Raw genomic sequence first — 23,354 nt, forward strand, 5'->3', positions numbered from 1 at the left:
TCAGGGCTCGATCGACACGCGGATCTCGTAGATATCGACCGCCTTGCCCTGCTTGTCGAAATCGGAATTGATGGCGATGGTTCCGGCCGAGCCTGGACGCTTGTCGGGGAATTTCACGTCGAACAGATATTCGTTGCGCTGCTGGCCGACCGCGTAGCGCTTGCGGCCGCAGTCGCCAAGCTCGCCGAAATTGCAGTCGACGGAGATCTGCGTGTCCTTGCCGTCCTCGGCGCGGGCGAGGATGTCGAACACGGCGTGCTTGCCGGCGAGTTTCTCCAGCACGCCTTGCCCGACGTCGAAGGCAACCGCCGAACCGGAGGCGCCGGACTGGATGCGCAGGAACGGCCCGCTGTCGTCCTTCATCACCTCGGCCTTGGCGTCCGAGGGAGCGGCGACATGCGTCGGGTCGGTCGGCGAGAAAACATTGATCCAGTCGCGCGACTGGTCCGCGGACCCCGGCTTTGCGGGTGCGTTGGCGCCATCGGCCGGGGTGAAATCATCGTCCTCGACCGTTGGCGGCGCTTCAGGTGGCGCCGTATCGAGCTGCGCCGCCGTCTTGAACACGCCGGTCTGCATGGCGAAAAACAAGCCGATGCCTACGGCCGCAAGCACGGTCACGGTGAGGAAGATGGCGGTCAGCGGCAGGCGGCGTCCGCGAATGCGCCGCTCGTCGCGGTCGGGCGCCACTTCCGTCGCGGCACCGGACGTGGCGGGGGCGGACATGTCGATAGCCGGCGCACCGGGGAGCGTCGCGTCCGGCATGATGTCGGGAACGACCGGCAGCACGCGCGAGCGCGGCGCGTCGGACGCGGGCTGCGCAGGGCTGTCGACGGCGGCAGCGGGCGATGGCGACTTGTCGCCGATCTCGATCGCGGGCGCCGCACCGGGCGCGGGCTCGGCCGCCGGTGCGTCGACCTCCAGGCCAACATCCGGCACCGCCGGCAGGAACTCGGATTCGATTTCGGTGATTGTCGCCTGGATCGACTTGCGGCGCTTGATGGCCATTTCCACGGTCACGCCGGGATTGGCCTGGAGCGCACGGTCAAGCGCGGCAAAGGCCGACCGGTAGACCCGCTCGCGGAACGCGCGGTCCTCGGCATTGCCCTTTTCCAAGGCGTTCCGGATCGCTTTTTCGATCGCGTCCAAGCGAAATCCCTCTGCAAATCGCCTAACCTGGCGTGATGGTTAGCCGCAGGCGACCAATCAATCAACGGGCGGGCAGCCGCATTCTGCCTCGACGGGCTGTCGAAAGTCCATCTTCGCGATATTCCGGCAAACAAAATCGGAATATCGCGGCGATTTTCACGCTTGGGGACGCGTGAACCCGGTTTTCATCGCAATGGACGCTCCTCAATGATTTGCCAAGTCGCATCTTGAATTCGCGGCCGGTTGCGTCTATCACCCAGCCCATCTTGGATGGCTTCGGCCTCCCGGGCCGCTTTAGCTCAGTTGGTAGAGCACCGCATTCGTAATGCGGGGGTCGCGTGTTCGAGTCACGCAAGCGGCACCAGTTACGCTCCGCTCATGTCGTCCTGCCACGTGCCGTAACCAGCGCCTTCGTCACTGCCTGTGCAGTGGATCGAGACGCCGGCAACCCACATCCGCCATTGTCGCGACTCGGGTTTGGTGGGAAACTCCCAGACGTCAGCATGGGAGGTCGAAAATGCCCAACACTTTCAAGACCGGAGACGTCGTCAAGCTGAAGTCGGGAGGCCCGAAGATGACAGTCAGCGACGGTGCCGCTTCCGGCGTGTATCTGTGCCATTGGTTCAACAAGGAAGGCGACGTCTGGACACCCCAACATGCGGGTTTCAAATCGGACCAGTTGGTGGCCGCCGACCAATCGACATAATTCCTGTCCAGGGGCCGGATCAGGGGCATTCCCACGGCTCTCGGAACCAGCGCTGTCGCGATGTCGCGGACAATCGGCATGATCGGCGCAGAGCGACCGACGGATTTCCGCCGTCGCGGCGTTTAACGGTTGAAGCGTGACCTCGGCACAGGCCGTGGCCAACGCGCCAACCGGAGATGCCGACCATGATACGCAGTTCGATCCTTGTCGCTGCCTTGAGCCTGCTGACCGTGGCCGCCTTCGCCCAGACGGCGACGCAGCCCCCAGCCGACGCGCCCCCAACCACCACGCCGCCTGCCGCCACGCCGCCGGCTGCCGCCCCCGCCGCGCCGAAGGCCAAGCCCGACCTCACCCTGGCCAAGTTCCAGAAGCGGCGGGAGAAGGCGATCATGGCCGCCGACACGGACGGCGACGGCAAGATCAGCCAGCCAGAGTGGGGAGCCTTTCAGGCCAAGCACAACGGCAAGGGCGATCCCGCCAAATCCTTCGCGCGCATCGATTCGAACCATGACGGCTTCATCGATCGCGCCGAACTCGATGCCTTCTTCGCCAAGCGCTTCGCCAAGCTGGACAAGAATGGCGATGGCGTTCTGACGGCCGACGAGAGGCCAGGTCACAAATCCGCTCCCAAGCCGGAGCAATGACCAAGAGGCCATGAAGCGTGATGAATATCGGGAGCGCGCCAGCCGATGAGCGCCGATCCGGACGAGGAGTTGGTTCGTCGGGTCGGTGCTGGCGATCCCGCGGCGGTGCAGACGCTCGTCGCGCGCAAGCTGCCGCGCATACTGTCGCTGGCCGCGCGCATGCTGGGCGACGCGGCGGAGGCCGAGGATGTCGCGCAGGAAACCTTCGTGCGCATCTGGCGCCACGCATCGAGCTGGCGGCGCGGCAATGCACGCTTCGACACCTGGATCCACCGGGTGACGCTCAACCTGTGCTACGACCGGCTGCGCCGGCGCCGCGAATGGGTGACCGACGATGTGCCGGACGTGGCCGACCCGGCGCCGCTTCCCGACGCCCATCCGCGGGAAGACGCGTTTCGCGTCGAGCAGGCCCTGCAGGCGATCGCGCCGCGCCAGCGCGAGGCGATCGTCCTGGTCTACTATCAGGAGATGTCGAACATGGAGGCGGCCGCGACCCTGGAGATCAGCGTCGATGCCTTGGAAAGCCTGCTTTCGCGCGGCCGGCGGGCTTTGCAGATGATCCTGGCCAGGGATGGTGTCCATGACTGAGAAGGGCATGACTGAGAAAGGCATAACCAAGACACGCACGACCACGAACGCGCGGCTTCTGTCGCAGCTTGCCGGGCGGGCACCGGTTTCCATCGGGGCACGCGGCACCTTTGGGCAAGGGGAAAATAGATGACCGAAGAGAACAGTCGGGCGATGGACGCCAAACGCTTCGCGGCACTGGCCGCGGCCTATGGCAGCGACTTGCGCCGATGGCCGCAAACCGAACGCGAGGCGGCGACCGCATTCGCTTCAAGCGAGGCGGGCCAGGCTATTTCGGGGCACGCCGGCAGGCTCGATGCCCTGCTCGACCGCTACAGCGTCCCGCACCCAGGCAAGGCACTGCACGACGCCATCCTGCGGACTGCCGGCCAACATCTCACCCGGCGTCGGCGCCAGCGGTTTTGGTGGGTGGGGATGGGACTTGCGGGCATCGGTCTTGCCGGCGCCGTCGCGGGGCTGGCCCTGGTGACCGTCGTCACGCCGGAGGTTCAGCCCGACCACTATGTACTCGATGCCAACGCGACGGCGTTCGGCGATGCCGGGCCCGACGACACGATCGAGGAAGACCTATGAGCACAGGCCGCAATTTCCTCATCGCGTCGGTGGTGCTGAATGTCTTCCTGGCCGGCGCGCTTGCCGGCGGAGCCGTCTGGATAAGAAGCGGCAAGCCGGCCCAGGGCTATTCGCTGGAAGCGGCCGGCGGCCGGCTTCCCGATCAGGAGCGCATGCTGTTCCGCAAGGCACTGCGTGAAGTCCGCCGCGAGTCGCGCGACATCATCCTCGACGGCCAGCAGGCGAGGCGCGAGGCGGCGGACCTGTTGCGGCAGCCCGTCCTCGACACCGCGGCTTTGTCGGCAGCACTGGAGCGCGCCCGCAATGCCGACATCACCGTGCGCACGCGGCTGGAGCAGCGCATCATCGAATTCGCGGCGGCAGGCTCCGCCGATGAGCGCAGCGTGCTGGCCGAAGGGCTGACAAGACGCGCCGGGCAGCAACCATCCGCCACGCCAAAAAAATCGCCGTAACGACCGACGGAAAATGCCGAAGCCGCCGTTTAACGAAGCGAAGGGCGGGATCTGCCGACCCCGCGTGGTGCGGGCAGATTCTCAACTTTGGGACCATTCGGAGTACGATCATGAACCAACTGAGAAAATACGCCATCACCGCCGCCCTTGCCGTGACCGGAACGGTCGCGACGGTTGCGGCATCCTCGGCAATGCCAATTGTGTCGCTTGCCCAGCCAGCCGCGCTGGTCGAGCACGTCGCCTGGGGTTGCGGACCCGGCTGGCATCCCAATCCCTGGGGTCGCTGCGTCCCCAATCGCGTGGTGGTCTACCCGCGCTATCGCTACTGGCATGGACCGGCCTACTACGGCTGGCATCCGCACCGCCACTGGCACCGCTGGCATCGCTGGTAGGAGCCTCGGGGCCGGCCAGCCGCGTCGGCCCCTAGTTGAACAGCATGAAACGGCTCGAACGGGCTCTCGCGCCTCGCGCGCGAACCCAAGCAATGGAGAGCTGACTTGGCTATCCCGGCCTCCAATTCCCCGCCAGATCCAGTCCCAGATCCAGTCCTCGTCGTGTTCAACCGTTTCGGGCTAGGGGCAAGGCCCGGCGACCGCGACAGGATTGCCGGCGACCCGCGCGGCTACCTGAAGGCGGAACTGCGGCAGCCCGACATCGCCATGATTTCACTTGACGATCCAGCCTATCCGAACCTGCCGGGCAGCACGTCAGCCATCCAGGCCAGCATGGCGGCAAATTTCCAGCGCAAGCTCGACCGCGAGCGTATGGCTGCCGCCGTGGGGCAACCGGCGACGGCGAACGCCCAAAACATGCCGGCCCAGAACATGCGCGCCCAGACCACGCCGGCTCCGATTATGCCTGCCCCACCCGTACCGCCTCCCGCAGCTCCGACCAAACCCGTACCGCCGGTCGAGGCCACGCTGTTTCGGGCCGAAGCACAGGCGCGCTTCGACAAGGCGCTGCGGGCGCAAGGCGGCTTTGTCGAACGCCTGGTCTATTTCTGGTCGAACCATTTCTGTGTCTCCGTGGCGAAAGACAACATCGTGCGGGCGAGCGCCGGTGCCTTCGAACGGGAAGCGATCAGGCCCTTCGTGCTCGGCCGCTTCGCCGACATGCTGATGGCGGTGGAGCGGCATCCGGCGATGCTGTTCTATCTCGACAACCAGCAATCGATCGGCCCGGACTCCCGTGCCGGCAAGAACCGAAAGCGCGGCCTCAACGAGAACCTCGCCCGTGAAACCCTGGAACTGCATACGCTCGGCGTCGGCAGCGGCTATACCCAAGCCGACGTCACCAGCTTCGCCCGCATCCTGACCGGCTGGACGATGGCCGGACGGGAAGGACGGCTGGGCGAACCCGGCAGTTCCGTCTTCAATGCCAATGCGCATGAGCCGGGCGACGCGGTGCTGCTCGGCAAGACCTATCCGGCCGGCGGCATGGGCCAGGCCGAGGCCGCGCTCGACGATATCGCCCGCCATCCGGCGACGGCACGGCACATCGCCACGAAGTTCGCCCGCCATTTCATATCGGACGACCCGCCAGCGGCGGCGGTCGCGCGCCTCGCCAAGGTTTTCGCCAAGAGCGACGGCAATCTCAGGGCGTTGGCGGCGGCGCTCATCGACATGCCGGAGGCCTGGTCGACGCCATTGGCCAAGATGCGCTCGCCAGTCGACTATGTCGCCGCCATCCGAAGAGCGGCCGGCCCGGGTCCGAACGATCCCGGCCAGTCGCTCGCCTGGCTCAACGCGCTGGGCGAGCCGCTCTGGCAGCCGCCGGGACCGAATGGGTTTTCCGACCTGACCGCCAGCTGGGCGTCGGCGGAAGGCATGAAGGTCCGCCTCGATATCGCCTGGCAGGCGGCCCGGCAGGCCAGAGATATCGGCAATCCCAGCGACATGCTCGACGCCGTCATCGGTCCCTCCGCGTCACCGGAGACGCGGCAAGCGGTGGCCCGCGCCGAGTCCAAGCAACAAGGCCTGGCGCTGCTCATGATGGCGTCGGAATTCCAGCGACGATAGCGCGAGCGAAGATCGTTTTGGTGCGGACAATTCCCATGGAGATGATGCCATGAGCCTGCTGTGTGAGGTCCCCAACCCTTCGCGCCGCGCCATGCTGATGACCGGCGGCGCGCTGTTTGCCTGGGCCTACCTGCCCCGCTTCGCGCGTGCCGCCGACAATCGCGACCCGCGCCTGATCGTCATCGTCCTGCGAGGCGCACTCGACGGCCTCTCGGCGGTCGGTCCTGTGGGCGATCCGGACTATGCCGGCCTGCACGGTGACATCGCCTTATCGCTCGCCGGCCCGCACGCGGCGCTGCCGCTCGACGGTTTCTTCGCGGTCAATCCGGCGATGCCGGTATTCGCCAGGCTGTTCAAGGACGGCCAGGCAGCGGTGGTGCATGCGGCAGCGACAGGCTATCGCGAGCGCTCGCATTTCGATGGCCAGGATGTGCTGGAAAGCGGCTTTGCTGGCCCCGGCCATGTCGCCACCGGCTGGCTCAACCGGGCGCTCGAGAGCCTGCCGGCGGGCGATCGTGTGGCGACGCTTGGCGGTCTGGCCGTCGGCCCGTCGACACCGTTGGTGATCCGCGGCGCAGCCCCTGTGCTCGGCTGGGCGCCGCAATCGCTGCCGGCGCCGGCCGGCGACCTCGCGGCACGGGTTCTCGATCTCTATCAGCATCGCGACCCGGTGCTGGCGGTGGCGCTGCGAAATGGGCTCGACACTGACAAGATGGCGCTCGACGACCAGATGGGAGCGAAGGCGATGAAGCCTAAAGGCGGCCTCGACAGCGCCGCCGGCATGCGGCAGGCGGCACAAGGCTCCGCCAGGCTGATCGCGGCCGATGACGGGCCGCGCGTCGCGGCACTGGCCTTCGACGGCTGGGACACGCATGTCAACGAGGGCGGCGCGACCGGCCGGCTCGCCACTTTGCTCGGTGGCCTCGACGGCGCCTTCGAGGAATTCGAAAAGGGCCTCGGCGAACGCTGGAAGGACACCGCGATCGTCGCCATCACCGAGTTCGGGCGCACGGCGCAGATCAACGGCACGGTCGGCACCGACCACGGCACCGGCACCGTGGTGCTGTTGGCCGGAGGCGCGATCAAGGGCGGCCGCGTCATCGCCGACTGGCCCGGATTGAAGCCGGCTCAGCTCTTCGAGCAACGCGACCTGGCGCCGACCAGCGACGTCAGGGCGGTGCTGAAGGGCCTGCTCGCCGACCAGTTCGGCCTTTCCGCCGCGATACTTGGCGACAAGGTGTTTCCGGAGTCCGCCGCGGTGAAGCCGATGCGGGATCTCATCGCCTGAAGCGGGTGCCGCTCCCGAAACCCTGCCACCCAGGATTAAGGTTAAATTCACTATACATTTGTTCTTCCCGCGCAAATATTCGAAGAGTTTCCCAAACCATGCTGAGGCATATCGATGGGAAAATCTGTGGTTCAGCTTCAACGACTTGTTCGGCTATTCTGCCACCCGCTGGCCCTGGTCCTGGTCAGCCTTGCCGGGATTTTCGCCGCCGGCCGGGCCGAGCATGAATGGCTGTCGGTACCGTTCTCGCTGGCGCTGGTGGCGGCCCTTGCCGGGCTTCTGTTGCTGGCTTGCGGGCGTCTTGCCTTCTCCGTCTATCTCGCCTGGATGAGCGTTGCCTTCATCACCGCGGTTTCGGCGATCAAATTCCGCATGAAGGGATTTTCGCTGCACTTCTACGACGCGGTCTTCGTGTCGAGGGATGCGGAAGTGTATCGCTTCCTGCTCGGCTCCTACCTCCATCTCATCGTGCCGGTCGTCATTGCGCTGGCGCTCGGCATCGCGGCGGCGATCGTGCTGTTCCGGTTCGACCGGAAAATTGGCTGGCCGGTATCGGTGCGCGTGCTGATCATGGCGGCGCTCGTCGTCCTGGTGCCGCTGACCTTTCCGGCCGAAGCCTCGAAGGACCGCTATTTCTACTATATGCAGGGCCGGCACATGTCGGCCTTCTTTGTCTCGCTGCTCGACCTGCGCAATCTGGTCGCCGAGCCGGCCTTCGAGAAGCGGCTGCAGGCGGTTGCGCCGCAAACGCCTTTCGCCGACACGGTCGACTGCGGCGACCGGGCTCATCTTCCCGATGTCTTTTTCGTGCTCAGCGAAAGCCAGTCCGATCCCGGCAACTTTCCGCAGGTCGGCAATGGTGCGGGATTCCTGCAGAGGTTCGCCCCCGGAGCCGGCACGCCACATCCAATGCAGGTCGAGACCTTTGGCGGCGGCACCTGGATCACCAATCTGTCGCTGATGACCGGCCTTTCAGCCACCGATTTCGGCTGGCGAAGCCCCTATTTGACGATCACGCTGCAGGACAAGGTTGCCGGCGCCTTGCCGGAAGTGCTGGCGCGCTGCGGCTATCGAACCGCCGTGATGACGCCGATGGACTTCACTTTCGTCAATGAAGGGCCGTTCCTGAAATCGATCGGTTTCGAAACCGTCCTCGACATCAAAGCCATCGCGGCGCCCTTCTATCACCTGCGCGACAACTTCTACTACCACGCGGCCGAGGCGTTCATCGCCCGCCACCGCAAGGAGGACGGGCGGCCGCTGTTCCTCGAAATCCAGACCATGTTTCCGCACTCGCCCTATGAGGGGCGACTGGAGCCCGAGCTGAAGGTTGCCGGAGAACCTTTCTCGGACGATGTCCAGGTCAGCGAATATCTGCGCCGGATGGCGGTGGCGCGCGGCGATTTCCAGGACTTCCTCGCCGGCCGCGAGGCGGATGTCGGGGAGCGTGGCGCCGTGGTGCTCGAATTCGGCGATCACCAGTCGTCGGCGACCAAGCCGTTCGTCGACGCGATCGCTGGCGGCGACGCACTGGCCAGGCCGGATTCGATTGCCTACCGCACCTTCTACACGCTCACCACCTTCAACCATCCGCTCAAGCGTCCGATGCCCGGGATGGCACCGCTCGATGTCGGCTTCCTCGGCGCCAGCCTGCTCGATGCCGCCGGCCTGCCGATGTCGCCCGTCATGGCCGATCTGGTGCGCCTGCGCGACCATTGCGGCGGCAGCTTCCATGGCTGCAGCGATCGGGCGGCGGTGGATGCGCATCTGCGGCGGCGCGTCGATTCAGGCCTGCTGCATCTTTTCCCACAGGCCGCGCCACTGCATTCGCTTGTGCCGCTCCAATCCGCTGAAGCTCGCTAACTAGAGCTTCAGCGCACGTCGCGCGTGCCGCCCGGATCAGGCGGCCTCGACCTTGGCGACCGGCTCTCCCTGCACAAGCCTGGTGACGCCGGCGAAGTCGAGCTTGCCGGAACCGAGCACCGGCACTTTCGGGACGACGCGTACTTCGGCGGGCACCATCAGATCCATGGCACCGTTCGCCTTGGCGAAGGCCAGGAGATCCGCGCGTGTGGCGCCGGGAGCCTCGGTGATCAGGATCAGCTTTTCGCCTTTGCGCGCATCCGCTACAGCCGCAACGGCCGATAGCGAACCTTTCCACAATTCACCCGCCAGCGCCTCGACGGCGGCCAGCGAGATCATCTCGCCGCCGATCTTGGCGAAGCGCTTGGCGCGGCCGCAAATGGTGATGAACCCCTCGTCCACCGAGACGACGTCGCCAGTGTCATGCCAGCCATCCGGCAGCGGTTCGAGCACGCCCGGCTTCTCGGCGCGCAAATAGCCCGCCATCACGTTGGGGCCGCGCACATGCAGCCGTCCGCCATCGTCGACACCCGGCACCGGATCGAGACGATACTCCATGCCGGGCATGATTTTGCCGACGCTGCCGGAACGGTTGTACATCGGCGTGTTGATGGAGATCACCGGCGCGGTCTCGGTGACGCCATAACCTTCCAGGATACGCACGCCGAACTTTTCCATATAGGTCATGCGGGTCGACGGCTTGACGGGTTCCGCGCCGGCAAAGCAATAGCGTATCGAGCGGAAATCGTAGGGGTGCGCCGAGCGTGCATAGCCGCTGAGGAACGTATCGGTGCCGAAGATGATCGTCGCGTTGGATGCATAAATCAGCTCCGGCACGATGCGGTAGTGCAGCGGCGATGGGTAGAAAAAGACCGGCACACCCGAAATCAGCGGCAGCACCGTGCCGGCCGTCAAGCCGAAGGAATGGAAGATCGGCAAGACGTTGAACACCTTGTCGCCCGAGTGGAAGTCGATCCGCGAGGCCGCCTGCGCGGCATTGGCCAGGATGTTGCGGTGGGTGAGCACGACGCCCTTCGGCGTACCCTCCGAGCCTGAGGTGAACAGGATCACCGCCGGGTCGGTAGCCTTGCGGGCGACCCGCGGCGTGCTCTTGCGCAACAGGCCAAGCAGCTTGTCCTTGAGGCCGATGGTTGCGCGCAGATCGTCGAGCCAGACAATGTCGACCGACCGCATCTCCTCGACCACGGCGCCGAGCTTGGCCTGTTCGACAAAGGCTCGCGAGGTCAGCACGGTGCGCACATCGGCCGCCTTGCAGGCGGAAAGGATGTTGGCGGCACCGGCGGTGAAGTTGATCATCGCCGGCACCTTGCCGGCCGACATGACGCCAAGCAGTGTGGCGCACGAGCCGTTGGCGTTGGGCAGCATGATGCCGAGCGTCTGCTGGCCGGCATAAAGGGTCTCGAATTTCTCGCCAAGCACGGCGGCGGCCGTCAGCAGCTTGCCATAGCTCAGCGAGCCGGTGACCGGGTCCTGCACGGCGAGCCGTTTCATGCCGCGCTCATTCGCGGTCAGGATGACCTTTTCCAGCACCGTCTTGTCGATGTCCTGGGTGCGGAAGACGAGATCCGACATGACCTGATAGAGGGCCGCACCCGCCGCGGCACGCCGCTGACGGCCCCTCAGTTCCGGCGCCACTTCCAGCTTGACCGGTTCCAGTATGGTCACCTTGACCTTCGGGAACAGGCGGCGGCGCACATGTTGCGACGTCAGCCGGGAGAACGGGCTTTTCTCCAGCCCGTCGATGCGGATCGGCACGACCATCGAGCCGGTCTTGTCCGCCACCATGGCGGCGCCGTCATAGACCTTCATCAGCCCGCCGGTGACGGTGATGCGGCCTTCGGGGAAGATGACCAGCGGATCACCGCCTTGCACGATCTTGATCAGCGTGCGGGTCGACATCGGCTTGGCCGGGTTGAGCGGCAAGGCGCGGGCGAGCTTCATGAACGGCTTCATCCACCAGGCCTGGGCAATGGTGTAGTCGATGGCGAAGACCGGCTCCTCGTCGGTCAGCGTCAGCGCCAGCGGACCGTCGAGGAAGCTGACATGGTTGAGTGCCAGGATCGGTGCCTTGCCGGCGGCCTTGAGGTTTTCCATGCCCTCTATCTCCAGGCGCAGGAAGGCGCGGAACAGGATGGAGACGAAGTCGCGGAAGGCGTTGGTCGGCAGATATTTCAGCATCAGCCAGGCGGCGACGGCGTTGGCCGCGGCGAGGCCGAAGAGGATGCCGCCGGTGGAGACTTTCGTCTGGATCAGGGCGACAACGACACCGCCCACCGTCATGAAGCCGGCATTGACGATGCTCACGGCTGCGACGACGCGGGCGCGGCGGGCTTCGGGCGACCAGGCCTGCACGGCGGCGAAGGTCGGCACCACCAGGAAGGCGCTGGCGATGGCCATGCCGGCAAGGTCGATCGCGACGCGGATCGTGTTCGGACCGGCGAAGAATGCGCTGAGGGTTTCCGCCTTGGGCGAAGGCTGCATGCTCCAGATGGTCCAGGCCAAATGCAGGCCGAACAGCGCCAGCAGCGCCGTGCCGACAGGAGCGGGCAAGAGCACGATGCGCCCCTGCGACATCCATGCGGCAATGGCCGAGCCGATGGCGATCGAGACAGCGAAGACAGCGAGATAGGCGGTGACGGCGATTTCGTTGCCGCCGAGCGAATCCTTGATCAAGGTCGGCAGGATCGAAAGCACGATGGCGCCGATCAGCCAGAACCACGACGTCATCAGTCCGGCGCGCCAGATCCGCTTGTCGGTGCGCAGTTCCGAGACCTGACGCCAGGTCGAGCGGAAGATGTTCTTGTCGATGACGAGATCGGGCGCAGCCGAACCCGTGGCCGGAATGTAGCGGCTGACGAACCAGCAACCGACGGCCAAGGCCATCATGATCGGTCCGAACACCATGACGCCAATGCCATCGGCCGAGACGACGCCGCCGGCAATCGTGCCGCCGAGGATGGCGGCAAACGTGGCCGACTCGATCCAGGCGTTGGCCTTGGGCAGTTCCTTGCGCTCGAGATGGTCGGGCAGGATGCCGTATTTGATCGGCCCGAACAGCGCCGAGATGATGCCGAACATCAGCAGCGCCGTCATCAGCACCGGGATGGACGACAGCGCGATGCCGGCGACGGAGACTCCCGCCGCCGCGATCTCGGCGAATTTCAGCCGGCGCGCGATCAACGCCTTGTCGAAGCGATCGGCGATCTCGCCGCCAAGCGCTGACAACAACAGGAAGGGGGCCATGAAGACGGCCCCGGCGAGCGTGACCAGCGAAGCCGCCTGATCGGCAGCCAGCGTGAAAAGGATCAGGAACACCAGTGTGTTCTTGAGGAAATTGTCGTTGAAGGCGGACAGGAACTGCGTCCAGAACAGAGGCGCAAAGCGCCGGGACAACATCAGATGCGTGTTCATGGCGATTTCCATTTGGCGGAACCCCACGACAGCGTGTGCCGGTGGGCCCTGCGGGTTGCAGGCGCTGTTTCGATCCCAGTGATAGTCGTGAGCTGGTTAAACTTCCTTACTGCGCTTGATGTTCATCAAATGAACGTCGTTCACAATTGCACTCTACCACGTCTTGAACATTGTTCAAGCGGAAAAATGAACAGCGTTCACCGTCGTTGAAAACGGAAGCGGCGACCGGTTGAATCTGTCAGGAATTAGGGCGTCCCAGGTGCCGGATCTGGCCCCAGCGTCGCCACCGTCTTCAGTGCGCCGTCGAGCATGTCGCCCTTTTCGTCTTTCAGCGCCACCTCGCGCAGGCGGCGGATCCAGTCGGCGGCATCGTGCCGGCCCTTGAGCAGGTCGAGCGCCGACAGCACGCGGTCGAATTTCGACTGGGCGCGGGCGTGGGTGTCGCTGTAGCCCTTGATCAGCCGGCGACAATTGAGGATCTCGACGGCCAGCGCATAGTCGGCCGGTACATGGCTGAGCGCCAATGCATACCAGCGTTCCAGATGTGCAAGTTCCACCTGGTGGCGCAGCAGGCGACGGCGCCAGCGGCGCAGGCCGCCGATGAACCAGAGTGCCGCGAAGCCGGCAAAGCTGTCGGTGCGGATGCGGCGGCCGTGGTTGATGCGACGATCGAGAAAGGCCGCAAGCTTCGGCCGGTTCTCGATATAGCTGCCCAGCCCCGCCGGCAGCGTGCCGCAGAACTCCTCGATGCGCGGATGGAAATATTCGGTCACCTGCAGGATCGAGCCGTCCTTGACGCCGACCTCGCGGCGCACACGTTTATCGCGCGTCGAGCGCGTCTTCAGATCGGCGACGCGGATCATGTCGTCGTAGCACATTGCGTTGGCGAGATGCTTTGCCGCCGCGATCGACAAAGCGTGGCCATGTCCGGCGCCGTCCAGCGCGATGGCCTTGTCCAGCCGGTCGAGATACTCGCGCCCGTAGGCGATGTCCTGGTAGTCGACCACCTTTCTCAGGCCCCGGAGCGCCATGTCGCGCATGGCGACTGGCATCAGGTCGATGCGGGCGGCCAAGGCCTGCCAGCCCTGTAGCAGGCTTTGCGGACCACTGACGCGCCCTGCACCCAGGGCGGATTCGACAATCGCCGGCTCCGACGGCTTTGGCGCAGGCGCCGCCGCGCCACGCGCGCGGTCAAACGCGGCGCCAAAGGCGGCAAGGCTGGCTTTCACGCCCCGGCCGCCGGCACCGATCGCCTGCTCGTAAGTTTCGCGCGTGAACGGAAGAGCATCGGACCCCGCCAGAGCACCGAGCAGGCTGGCCGAGATCATCGAGCCGTTGTCGGCGGCGATCTTCTCCATGTCGAAGGCGATGAAGCGCTTCGATGCGGCCTCCGCCGTTCCATGCACCTTGGACGACGAGGCCCGGCCGTCGCCCGGCTCGATCTTTTCCGACACGGCGGCGATGCGGTGCGAGGAGGCGATCAGCGTGGTGCGCTCTGGCGTCACGAAGCCACGGATGATGGCGCGGCCGGCCTCCATCAGTTCGGCGGCAATCAATATGTCGACATCGCCCTGCGATGGCGACAGCGCGAAGACCGGCAGGCGGCCGGTGTCGCGGGCCATTTCGACATAGTAGATGGTGGCGCCGGTGCGCTGCGCCACGCCGGCGACCGAGGTCGATTGCGCGACATAGCCATTGCGCTCGGCAACGTCGGTGATCCAGTCGGCGAGCACGCCGCCGCCCTGGCCGCCGACCGCCAGCACTGCGAGCTTGATGACGCGCTCGTCATCCTGGGCGCCGGGGCGAGCTCGGAAGGGTGGGACAGCGTCAAGCATCGGCGAAGGTCAGCCGCCGGCTTTCGCGGCGGCGCTGCAACAGGCCAATGGTGGCGCGGCGGCTGGCTTCGAGGAAGCGGTCCCAACGGCTCGGATTGTGCACGACATCGGCGCGGTAGAAGGACGGGCACAGCACCGCCGCATCGGCGACCTCGCCGCAATTGCCGCAGCCAACACAGTTCTGGTCGATCGATGCCACCGGATCGTCGCGCAGCGGATCGTCGAGCGACTTCACCGACAGCGACGGACAGCCGGAGAGCCGCATGCAGGCATGGTCGCCGGTGCAGATGTCCTCGTCGACGCCGAACTTCGGTTTTATCACCCGCTCGCCGCCCTTGATCGCCTTGTCGACCAGCGGCTTTTCACGGCGTTGGCGGTTGAGCATGCATTCGGACGAGGCGACGATAACCTTCGGCCCCTTCTCCTCCGTCGTCAGCGCCTCGCGCAGCGTGTCCTGCATCTTGCCGACATCGTAGGTGCGGTCGACATGGCGCAGCCATTTGACGCCCATGCCTTTTACCGCCTCGGTGATCGGATGTTTCGTGGACTTGGTCTTGTTGCCGGCGCGCGACGACAGGATGTCCTGGCCGCCTGTGGCTGCCGAATAGAAATTGTCGACGATGACGATGACGCCGTCATTCTTGTTGAACACCGCATTGCCGATCGAGGAGGTCAAGCCGTTGTGCCAGAAGCCTCCATCGCCGACGAAGGAGATCGAACGGCGCTTGGCGTCCGGCGAATTGAAGGCCGAGGCCGAGGCCGGCCCCAGCCCATAGCCCATGGTGGTGGCGCCCAATTCGAAAGGCGGCATGATCGAGAACAAATGGCAGCCGATGTCGGAAGCGATGTGGTGCTTGCCCAACTCCTGCTCGACCAACTTGGTCGCGGCGAAGATCGGCCGCTCCGGGCAACCGATGCAGAAACCCGGCGGACGGCCCGGCACGACGTTGATGAGGTCCGCGGTGTCGACGCCATCGCCGACCTTGTTGGGCGCGCGCACTTCGCCCGGCAAAAGATGCGGCGCCTCGGCGCGCAAGAAGGCGCCGATGCCGTCGAGCATGACCTGGCCAGTGTATTCACCGGCCATCGGCAGATGTTCCTTGCCGACCAGCCTGGTGCCACGCCCGGCCTTGTGCAGCATGGCGGCAAAGGCCTGCTCGATGTAATTGGGCTGGCCTTCCTCGACGACCAGCACCGCCTGCTTGCCCTCGCAGAACGACAGAAACTCGTCGTCGATCAGCGGATAGACGGCGTTGAGCACATAGAGCGGCACGTCGGCGTCGCCGTAGGTGTCGGAAAGGCCGAGCCGCTGCAGCGCGCGGATGACCGAATTGTACATGCCGCCCTGCATGACGATGCCGACCGAGCCATGGTCCGACCCGAAGAACTCGTTGATCCTGTTCCTGGCGATGAAGTCGACCGCCGCCGGCCAGCGCTTCGCAATCTTCTCCTTTTCATGCAGGAAGGAGGCGGGGGGCAGCACGATACGGCCGGTGTCGCGGCGCGGTGCTTCCAGCGCATCGGCCACCGTCATCGGCGGCCGCTTATTGTCCTTGGCGATGAAATGGCCGTGGACGTGGCAGCAGCGGATGCGGACCTGCAGCATGACCGGCGTGTTGGAGATTTCGGACAGCTCAAAACCGTCCTCCACCGCCTTGACGATCGACGGCAGATTGGGCCGCGGGTCGAGCAGCCAGACCTGGCTCTTCATGGCGAAGGCATGGCTGCGCTCCTGCATGATCGAGGAGCCCTCGCCATAATCCTCGCCGACGATGATCAGCGCGCCGCCGGTGACGCCGCCGGACGCCAGATTGGCCAGCGCATCGGAGGCGACATTGGTGCCGACGGTGGACTTGAAGGTCGCGGCGCCACGGATCGGATAATGCACCGAGGCCGCGAGCATGGCGGTGGCGGTGGCTTCCGAGGCGCTGGCCTCGAAATGGACGCCGAGTTCGCCCAAAATATCCTGCGCGTCGGCCAGTACATCCATCAGATGGCTGATCGGCGCACCCTGATAGCCGCCGACATAGCCGACGCCGCATTGCAGCAGCGCCTTGGTGATGGCGAGAATGCCCTCGCCGGCGAATTCTTCGCCGGCGCCGAGCCTGAGCTTTTCGACTTCCTTGGCAAAAGACCGTTCGGCCATCTCTGCCTCCTTCCGTTGCCGCCGAAATTGGCGGCGTCCATCTAAAGTCCTTGTTTATGCATGTCGTTTCCCCAAACCGGATCCAGTTTTGGGCGACATGCATCAGATGTCGTGCTTGCGAATGTTCTTCAGCATCTTCTGCAGCGTGGCGATGAGGGCTGCATATTCGGCATCGTCGACATCGTCGAACATCGCCTCGAACGCGTCATGCATGGCCGGCCAGGCGCGGGCGAACTCGGCGCGGCCCTCGTCGGTCAGGAAGACATGGCGGATGCGGCTGTCGGTGACGCCTTGCTCACGCCGCACGAGGCCTTGGCCTTCCAGCGTGTCGAGCGTGCGGCTCAAGGTCGACTGCTCGATCACCGTATAGACCGAAAGATCATTGACGGTGATGCCGTCGGTGACCGACAGCACCGCAAGCGTGCGGACCTGCGGAATGGTCAGGCCCTGCTTGCGGAAATCGTCGCGCAAGGTGGCGTTGTAGCGGCCCATGATGCGGTTCATCAGGTAGGGCGCGAATTGCTGCAGGCCGATTTGCCCGAGGGTCGAGATGCGCTGGCGCTTTTCGGCGACCTTCTGTTCCATCACAGCCTCCCCGCCAGGAGAAAGCCGGAACCGCCGCCAAGGCCGGCGCCCGGATGGGTCGAGGCGCCGATATGGTAGAGGTTCTTGATGCCGGTCTGATGGTTGCGGCTGGTCTTGAACGGCCGCCACAGGAAGGACTGGTCGAGGGCCGACGAACCGCCATAGGGATCGCCGCCGACCAGATTGATGTTCATCGCTTCGAGATCGGCCGGCGAATAGGCGCGGCGCGCGATGATGCTGTCCTTGAAGCCGTCGATATGGCTGGCGAGGATCGCTTCGGCGCGATCGGCATAGGCCTCGCGCAACGCGTCGGTCCATTGCCCGTCGGCCGGGGCCTGCAGTTTGCCTGCGGCGTCGCCCTTGATAAAGCGAGGCGCCTCTGGCAGTTGCAGCCACAGGATCGCCTTGCCCTCCGGGCAGCGCGACGGGTCGAGCGCATGCGGCTGGCCGACGCAGATGGTCGGCACCTCCGGCAGCATGCCGCGCGCCGCCTCGTTGCAGGCCTTCGATACGCCGTCCAGTCCAGGCGTCAGATGCAGCAGCGCCACCTTGTCCAAGCCATTGCCCCGCCATGCCGGCGGCTTGTCGAGGGCGTAGTGGATCTGGAAATTGCCCTTGCCGTAGCGATATTTCTGCGTCGCCTCAATATCGACCTTGGGCGCCTCCGCGCCGAGCAGCCGGCCGTAGAGTTGCGTCGGCGTCACCGAGCAGATGACGCTCTTGCTGGCGTGGACCGTTTCGCCCGAGGCCAGCCGCACGCCGGTGGCGCGGCCGCCAGCCAGGATGATGGAGGCAACGTCGGCTTCGGTGGAGATGACGCCACCGCGTTCGGTGATCAACGCCTCGAAGGCCGAAAGCAGGTTCTTCGCCCCGCCCTTGACGATCGGCGCGCCGGCCGCTTCCAGCGCGAAGGCGATCACCTTGGCGATCTGGCCGGAGAACGCATCTTCAGGCCCGAGCCCGGCATGCAGCACCCAGGGCGCCCACAGCGCGCGGATGGTCTCGGACTGGTAGGTGCTTTCCAGCCAGCCGCGCGCCGGCACCAAAGCTTCGCCGAGAAAGGCGCCAAGGCCACGCGGACCGCGCCGCCAGGCATCGCCGGCCAGCAGCTTCGCCGTCGGGTAGGACCACAGGCTGCCGCCGAGCAGGCCGAACAAAAGGCCGGCATTGCGCTCGATGCCGCCGACATCGTCGGCGTGGCGGTCGCCGTCACCAGCCGCGATCGCGTTGAGCGCGGCAACGTTGGCGGCGCGGTCGGTGCCGAGCACGGCATGGCTGCCGTCTGGCCGCAGCACGCCGGTCGGCGTGCCGGTGCTGCAGAATTCCAGGCCGTGCCGGGCGAGATCGGCGCCCAATGCCGCAAAGGCCGGCGAGGTGATGAACAGCACGAAGGTCGTCGCCATCACATCGTGGACGAAGCCCGGCGCGGTGATCTCCTCGGTGCGCATGCAACCGCCGATGCGGTCGTTGCGCTCGAGCACCAGCACCTTCGCGCCCTTGCCGCCCAGCATCGCCGCGCAGACCAGCGCGTTGATGCCGCTGCCGACGATGATGTGATCGGGGGCTTTCATCGGCACGTGTTCCCCAATGAAAGGACGTGTGCTTCAACTGTGCTGCGTTGCGTTCCTTGGCGCCCCCTTCTGTCCTGCCGGACATCTCCCCCTCTGGTGGGGAGATTGGCAGCTCCAGCGCCCCACCCATTCTTGTCACGTCGTAAATTGGCAAAAACGATCGTGACGGCCAATCTCCCCCCAGGAGGGGGAGATGTCCGGCAGGACAGAGGGGGGCGCCGTAGAGTGGCGGCGTTGCAAGCCTGCCACCCCTCACCTGTCACCAACGCATCGCCTTCACTCATGATCTTCTCCCGAAGACCCATCTCGCCCTATTTTCCCGACACCAGCGCCAGGGCGCGGATCGGGCTGCCGGTGCCGTGCTCGATTTTCAGCGGCGCGGCGATCAGGATGGCGCCTTTCGGCGGCAACTGGTCGAGATTGCAAAGGCTGGCCAGCCCGTAGCGGTTGGCCTTGTGCATCAGCGTATGCGCCGGGAATGGCGTTTCCATGCCGCCGGCCTTGCCGGCATCGGTGCCGATCGTCTCCGAGCCCCAGCCCTTGATGTTCTTGCCGATCAGGAACTGGATGGCTTCGGCCGTCGGGCCGGGCGTGTGCGGGCCGGTCTCGTTGGCGTTGAGGAACTCGGCTTCAGAGCCGTTGCGCTTGTACCAGTCGGTGCGCATCACCACCCATTCGCCGGCATTGATCGCGCCGTGCTCGGCTTCCCATGCCTTGATGTGGTCGACGGTGAGCAGGAAATCATGGTCGGCGGCGGCTTCCTTCGAGCAGTCGATGACATTGACCGGGCCGACGAAGTTCTGTGCCGGAATGGTGTCGGTGGCGCCGTCCGGATAGTCCTTGCCGCTGATCCAATGCTGCGGCGCATCGAAATGCGTACCCGAATGCTCGCCGAGCTTCAGCCAGTTCCATGCCCACCACGGGCCGTTCTTGTCATAGCGGGAGATGTTGTGGATTTCGATCTTCGGCGTGTCGACGGCGAGTTCCGGCGGTAGCTTGATCAAGGGCGTGTCCGGCCCGAGCGGCGCCGACAGGTCGACCACCCTGATGGCGCCTGAAAGCAACTGGCCGGCGACCTCGCCGAGGAGTTTTTGGGTGTCCATGGTCTCTGTTCCCTCTTTTCGATGATGATCAAGGCTCGTCTCGGCCCTTAATATCCTACTAGACGAAAACATATGCATCTGCAATTATCTTTAAGCATAAAGGAAATGGGAACGGGGCGTGAGCGAGTTCGACGCCATCTTTGTCGGGGCGGGCCACAACAGTCTGGCATGCGCCGCGCATCTGGCGCTCAAAGGCTGGAAAACCGGGATTTTCGAGCGCAGCGCAGCAATCGGCGGCGCCGTCCAGACGCGCGAGTATACGCTTCCAGGCTTCCGTCATGATTTCGGCGCGATGAATCTCAGCCTGTTCGCCGGCTCCGCCTTCCACCGAAAATATGCAAATGAATTGAAAGCCCAAAGGCTGGAGTTCGCGCCGGTCGCCGACTGTTTCGCCAGCGCCTTTCCGGACGGACGCTGGTTCGGCGTCAGCAACGACCTGGAGAAAACCGCGAGCCGCATGGCCGCCTTCTCCGCCGCCGATGCAGCAGCATGGCGCAGGCTGGTTGCCGCCTTCCCGGCCGAGGCCGAGCATCTTTTCCGGCTGCTGGGCTCGCCGATGAGCGCCCGCGCACTGGCCGGCACGGCGTGGACCCTGTGGCGCAAGAAGGGCATTGCCGGCGCGCTCGACACTGGCCGGCTGCTGTTGTCCTCACCCCGCGCCTGGCTTGAGGAAAACTTCGAGTCGCCGCATGTGCGGGCGACGCTCGCCACCTGGGGCATGCATCTCGACTTCGCGCCGGACATCGCCGGCGGCGCCGTCTTTCCCTATCTGGAATCGATGGCCAACCAGAGCTTCGGCATGGTGCTCGGCAAGGGCGGCGCCGACACCATCATCCGGGCGCTCTCGGGCATGGTCACCTCCGCCGGCGGCAGGATCGTCACCGGCGCCGAGGTGGCGGAAATCACGGTTTCAGCCGGCAAGGCGACCGGTGTGCGGCTCGCTTCGGGTGAAACGCATGCAGCCACCAAGGCGGTCATCGCCGGCGTCGCGCCCAAGGCGCTGACCGGCAAGCTGCTGGCGAACGGTTCGGGCGATAGCGGCTTCGACACGGCGATGCAGAAATTCCGCCATGCGCCGGGCACGATGATGATCCACCTGGCGCTCGACGACTTGCCGGACTGGCGCGCGGGATCAGAACTTCGGCAGTTCGCCTATGTGCATCTGTCGCCGTCGCTCGACGCCATGTCGCGCACCTACCAGCAGGCGATGGCAGGCATGCTGCCGGACGAACCGGTGCTGGTCGTCGGCCAGCCTACAGCGATCGATTCGTCGCGCGCGCCCCAGGGCAAGCATGTGCTGTGGGTGCAGGTGCGCATGCTGCCCGCCGAAATCCTCGGCGATGCCGCCGGCAAGATCGCGCCCGCGCATTGGGACCAGATCAAGGATGTCTACGCCGACCGGGTGCTCGACATCATAGAGACCTATGCGCCCGGCCTGCGGAGTAAAATCCTCGGCCGGGCGGTGTTTTCGCCCATCGATCTCGAACGCGAGAACCCGAACCTCGTCGGTGGCGACCAGGTCTGCGGCAGCCACCATCTGGCGCAGAACTTTTTGTTCCGCCCGGCACACGGCTATGCCGGCTGGAACACGCCGGTCGCCAATTTGCATCTCACCGGAGCCGCGACATGGCCGGGCGCGGGCACCGGTGCGGCCTCGGGCTTCATGCTCGCGCAACAGCTTGGCGGGAGGTAGGCCCGAAGATTTTATGGAGGCGACGAGGAGGCAAGGCGCTGCTGCCCACGAAGCCTGAGACAATGAACCGACACCGCCGCGCAACGACAATAACCAACAAGGGGAACGACCATGACAATCAACAGACGCGAATTGCTGGGATACAGTGCCGCGGCACTCGGGGTGGCCGCCGTCGGCCTGCCACAGATCGCCAAGGCTGCCGCCGGCGAACTGACCATCGCCTATAACGTCAACCTACCGTCCTGGGATCCGACGACCGGACCCTCGGCGGTCAACCCGACGATCCAGGGCCTCTACCAGTCGGTGTTCGACCAGTTCATCCCGCAGAAGCCGGACCTGTCCTTCGCGCCGGGCCTGCTCACCGAATGGGGCTGGAACGACGACCGCACCAAGGTGATGATGACGGTGCGCGAAGGCGTCAAATGGCATGACGGCTCGCCCTTCACGCCCGAGGACGTGGTGTGGTCGCTGCAGCGGGCGGGCGACGAAAAGACCGGCAACCCGATCCAGTTCGTCTGGAAGAACGTCAACAACTTCAAGATCGACGGCAACAAGATCACCGGCGATGTCGTGCAGTTCGACCCGGTCTATTTCAAATGGATGTCGTTCCTGACCGGCTACATCCTGCCCAAGGCCTATTACGAGAAGGTAGGCGCCGAAGGTTTCGAGAAAGCGCCGATCGGCACCGGCCCCTACATGGTCGAGAAGTTCGAGCGCAATGCCTTCCTGCGGCTGAAGGCTAATCCGACCTACTGGGGCGGCAAGCCGGCCTTCGAGAATGTGACGATCAAGTTCGTCGCCGATGCGGCGAGCCGCGTCGCCGAGATCGAGTCCGGCTCCTCGCAGGTGACGCTCGAAATCCCCTATGAGGAGTATGACCGGCTGATCGCCAAGGAGGGACTTGCCGGCTCGTGCAAGCCGGTTTCCGACATTGGCATGATCTTCTTCAACGACATTGAAGCGATGCTGGACAAGAATGTCCGCCAAGCCGCCGTCATGGCGGTGGACAAGGAGCTTCTGGTCAAGCGGCTACTGCGGGGCTATGGCCAGCCGATCGCTACGCTGGAGACACCGGAGTATACGGCCTTCGACGCCTCGATCAAGGTCGAGCACAATTCGGAAAAGGCCAAGGAATTGCTGGCAGCCTCGGGCTATTCGCCCGAGAAGCCGGTCAAGTTCACCATCCAGACGACCAAGGGCTTCAAGCCCAAGGACTATGAGATGATCCAGGCGATCGTCGGCATGTGGCGCAAGGTCGGCATCGAGGCGACGATCGAGGTCTACGAAATCGCCAAGCACTATGAATTGCGCGCCGCCGACAAGCTGGCGCCAGCCGCCTTCTACAATTGGGGCAATGCCATCGGCGACCCAACCACTTCGACCGGCTTTGCCATGTATGGCCCGAGCCCGCATTCCGTGTGGGACAGCCAGGACCTGATCGACATGATCAACCCGCTATGGGGCGAGAAGGACGAAGCCAAGCGCATTGCCGGCTGGAAGGCGGTCGACAAATACATCGCCGAGCAGGCCTATGTGCTGCCGCTGATGCAGTACGCGCAGCCGATCGTGCATGCCAAGGGCGTCAACGTGGTCCAGCATGTGTCCGGCGCCCTTTTGCCGGCCTTGATGACCCCGGCCTGAGGCAAGCTAGGAGGCATGCCGTCGCAAAGACGGCGTGCCTCTCCAACTTACGCAGGCCCCCTCATCCGGC

18 protein-coding genes and 1 tRNA gene are annotated in these 23,354 nt (G+C 65.1%); 12 read left to right on the forward strand and 7 right to left on the reverse strand.

The window, feature by feature from the left end; translation table 11 throughout:
• The gene (locus MESOP_RS00385) at nt 1-1,146 is read right to left on the reverse strand and encodes a hypothetical protein (protein WP_013891324.1); all 1,146 of its coding nucleotides are present in this window, start codon (nt 1,144-1,146) and stop codon (nt 1-3) included.
• A gap of 288 nt (nt 1,147-1,434) precedes the next feature.
• On the opposite strand from MESOP_RS00385, the gene MESOP_RS00390 reads away from it, so the two are divergent.
• The 10 genes from MESOP_RS00390 (at nt 1,435) to MESOP_RS00435 (ending at nt 9,278) form a co-directional block, all read left to right on the forward strand.
• Nucleotides 1,435-1,510 (forward strand) — tRNA-Thr (locus MESOP_RS00390).
• A gap of 153 nt (nt 1,511-1,663) precedes the next feature.
• Nucleotides 1,664-1,852, forward strand: a complete 189-nt coding sequence (locus MESOP_RS00395; RefSeq protein ID WP_013891325.1) for a YodC family protein — start codon at nt 1,664-1,666, stop codon at nt 1,850-1,852.
• A 185-nt stretch (nt 1,853-2,037) separates the two neighbouring features.
• On the forward strand, nt 2,038-2,496 hold the full coding sequence (locus MESOP_RS00400; RefSeq protein WP_013891326.1) for an EF-hand domain-containing protein: 459 nt from the start codon (nt 2,038-2,040) through the stop codon (nt 2,494-2,496).
• Nucleotides 2,497-2,541: 45 nt separating this feature from the next.
• Nucleotides 2,542-3,084 carry an RNA polymerase sigma factor gene (locus tag MESOP_RS00405; RefSeq protein ID WP_013891327.1) on the forward strand — a complete coding sequence of 181 codons (543 nt, stop codon included), beginning with the start codon at nt 2,542-2,544 and terminating at the stop codon, nt 3,082-3,084.
• 129 nt (nt 3,085-3,213) lie between these two features.
• The gene (locus tag MESOP_RS00410) at nt 3,214-3,657 is read left to right on the forward strand and encodes a hypothetical protein (RefSeq protein WP_013891329.1); all 444 of its coding nucleotides are present in this window, start codon (nt 3,214-3,216) and stop codon (nt 3,655-3,657) included.
• Entirely contained in the window at nt 3,654-4,109 is a 456-nt protein-coding gene (locus tag MESOP_RS00415; protein ID WP_013891330.1) for a periplasmic heavy metal sensor, read from the forward strand. Before MESOP_RS00410 ends, MESOP_RS00415 begins: the two co-directional genes overlap by 4 nt.
• Before the next feature lie 110 nt (nt 4,110-4,219).
• Nucleotides 4,220-4,501, forward strand: a complete 282-nt coding sequence (locus tag MESOP_RS00420) for a GCG_CRPN prefix-to-repeats domain-containing protein (RefSeq protein WP_013891331.1) — start codon at nt 4,220-4,222, stop codon at nt 4,499-4,501.
• A 105-nt stretch (nt 4,502-4,606) separates the two neighbouring features.
• Nucleotides 4,607-6,127 carry a DUF1800 domain-containing protein gene (locus MESOP_RS00425; protein ID WP_013891332.1) on the forward strand — a complete coding sequence of 507 codons (1,521 nt, stop codon included), beginning with the start codon at nt 4,607-4,609 and terminating at the stop codon, nt 6,125-6,127.
• Nucleotides 6,128-6,176: 49 nt separating this feature from the next.
• Complete coding sequence (locus tag MESOP_RS00430) at nt 6,177-7,415, forward strand: DUF1501 domain-containing protein (protein WP_013891333.1); 1,239 nt, start codon at nt 6,177-6,179, stop codon at nt 7,413-7,415.
• 114 nt (nt 7,416-7,529) lie between these two features.
• Entirely contained in the window at nt 7,530-9,278 is a 1,749-nt protein-coding gene (locus MESOP_RS00435; RefSeq protein ID WP_013891334.1) for a sulfatase-like hydrolase/transferase, read from the forward strand.
• A gap of 36 nt (nt 9,279-9,314) precedes the next feature.
• On the opposite strand, the gene MESOP_RS00440 is transcribed toward MESOP_RS00435, so the two are convergent.
• The 6 genes from MESOP_RS00440 to MESOP_RS00465 all read right to left on the reverse strand — a co-directional run bounded on the left by MESOP_RS00440 (nt 9,315) and on the right by MESOP_RS00465 (nt 19,950).
• Entirely contained in the window at nt 9,315-12,710 is a 3,396-nt protein-coding gene (locus MESOP_RS00440; RefSeq protein WP_013891335.1) for an acyl-[ACP]--phospholipid O-acyltransferase, read from the reverse strand.
• 245 nt (nt 12,711-12,955) lie between these two features.
• The gene (locus MESOP_RS00445; RefSeq protein WP_013891336.1) at nt 12,956-14,545 is read right to left on the reverse strand and encodes an indolepyruvate oxidoreductase subunit beta family protein; all 1,590 of its coding nucleotides are present in this window, start codon (nt 14,543-14,545) and stop codon (nt 12,956-12,958) included.
• On the reverse strand, nt 14,538-16,691 hold the full coding sequence (locus MESOP_RS00450) for a thiamine pyrophosphate-dependent enzyme (protein WP_013891337.1): 2,154 nt from the start codon (nt 16,689-16,691) through the stop codon (nt 14,538-14,540). Before MESOP_RS00450 ends, MESOP_RS00445 begins: the two co-directional genes overlap by 8 nt.
• Nucleotides 16,692-16,793: 102 nt before the next feature.
• The gene (locus tag MESOP_RS00455; protein WP_013891338.1) at nt 16,794-17,276 is read right to left on the reverse strand and encodes a MarR family winged helix-turn-helix transcriptional regulator; all 483 of its coding nucleotides are present in this window, start codon (nt 17,274-17,276) and stop codon (nt 16,794-16,796) included.
• Nucleotides 17,276-18,847 (reverse strand): phytoene desaturase family protein, encoded by a 1,572-nt coding sequence (locus MESOP_RS00460; RefSeq protein ID WP_013891339.1) that lies wholly within the window; start codon nt 18,845-18,847, stop codon nt 17,276-17,278. Before MESOP_RS00460 ends, MESOP_RS00455 begins: the two co-directional genes overlap by 1 nt.
• A 311-nt stretch (nt 18,848-19,158) precedes the next feature.
• Nucleotides 19,159-19,950: a cyclase family protein gene (locus tag MESOP_RS00465; RefSeq protein ID WP_013891340.1), complete on the reverse strand. Its 792-nt coding sequence runs from the start codon at nt 19,948-19,950 to the stop codon at nt 19,159-19,161.
• A 118-nt stretch (nt 19,951-20,068) separates the two neighbouring features.
• Here MESOP_RS00465 and MESOP_RS00470 point away from each other — a divergent pair, with 118 nt between their 5' ends.
• Together MESOP_RS00470 and MESOP_RS00475 are read left to right on the forward strand one after the other, a co-directional pair.
• Nucleotides 20,069-21,643: a phytoene desaturase family protein gene (locus MESOP_RS00470; RefSeq protein WP_013891341.1), complete on the forward strand. Its 1,575-nt coding sequence runs from the start codon at nt 20,069-20,071 to the stop codon at nt 21,641-21,643.
• 111 nt (nt 21,644-21,754) lie between these two features.
• Nucleotides 21,755-23,284 (forward strand): ABC transporter substrate-binding protein, encoded by a 1,530-nt coding sequence (locus MESOP_RS00475; RefSeq protein WP_013891342.1) that lies wholly within the window; start codon nt 21,755-21,757, stop codon nt 23,282-23,284.
• Nucleotides 23,285-23,354: the final 70 nt, after the last annotated feature.

It is taken from the genome of Mesorhizobium opportunistum WSM2075 (assembly GCF_000176035.2).
GTDB classification, from domain to species: Bacteria; Pseudomonadota; Alphaproteobacteria; order Rhizobiales; family Rhizobiaceae; genus Mesorhizobium; species Mesorhizobium opportunistum.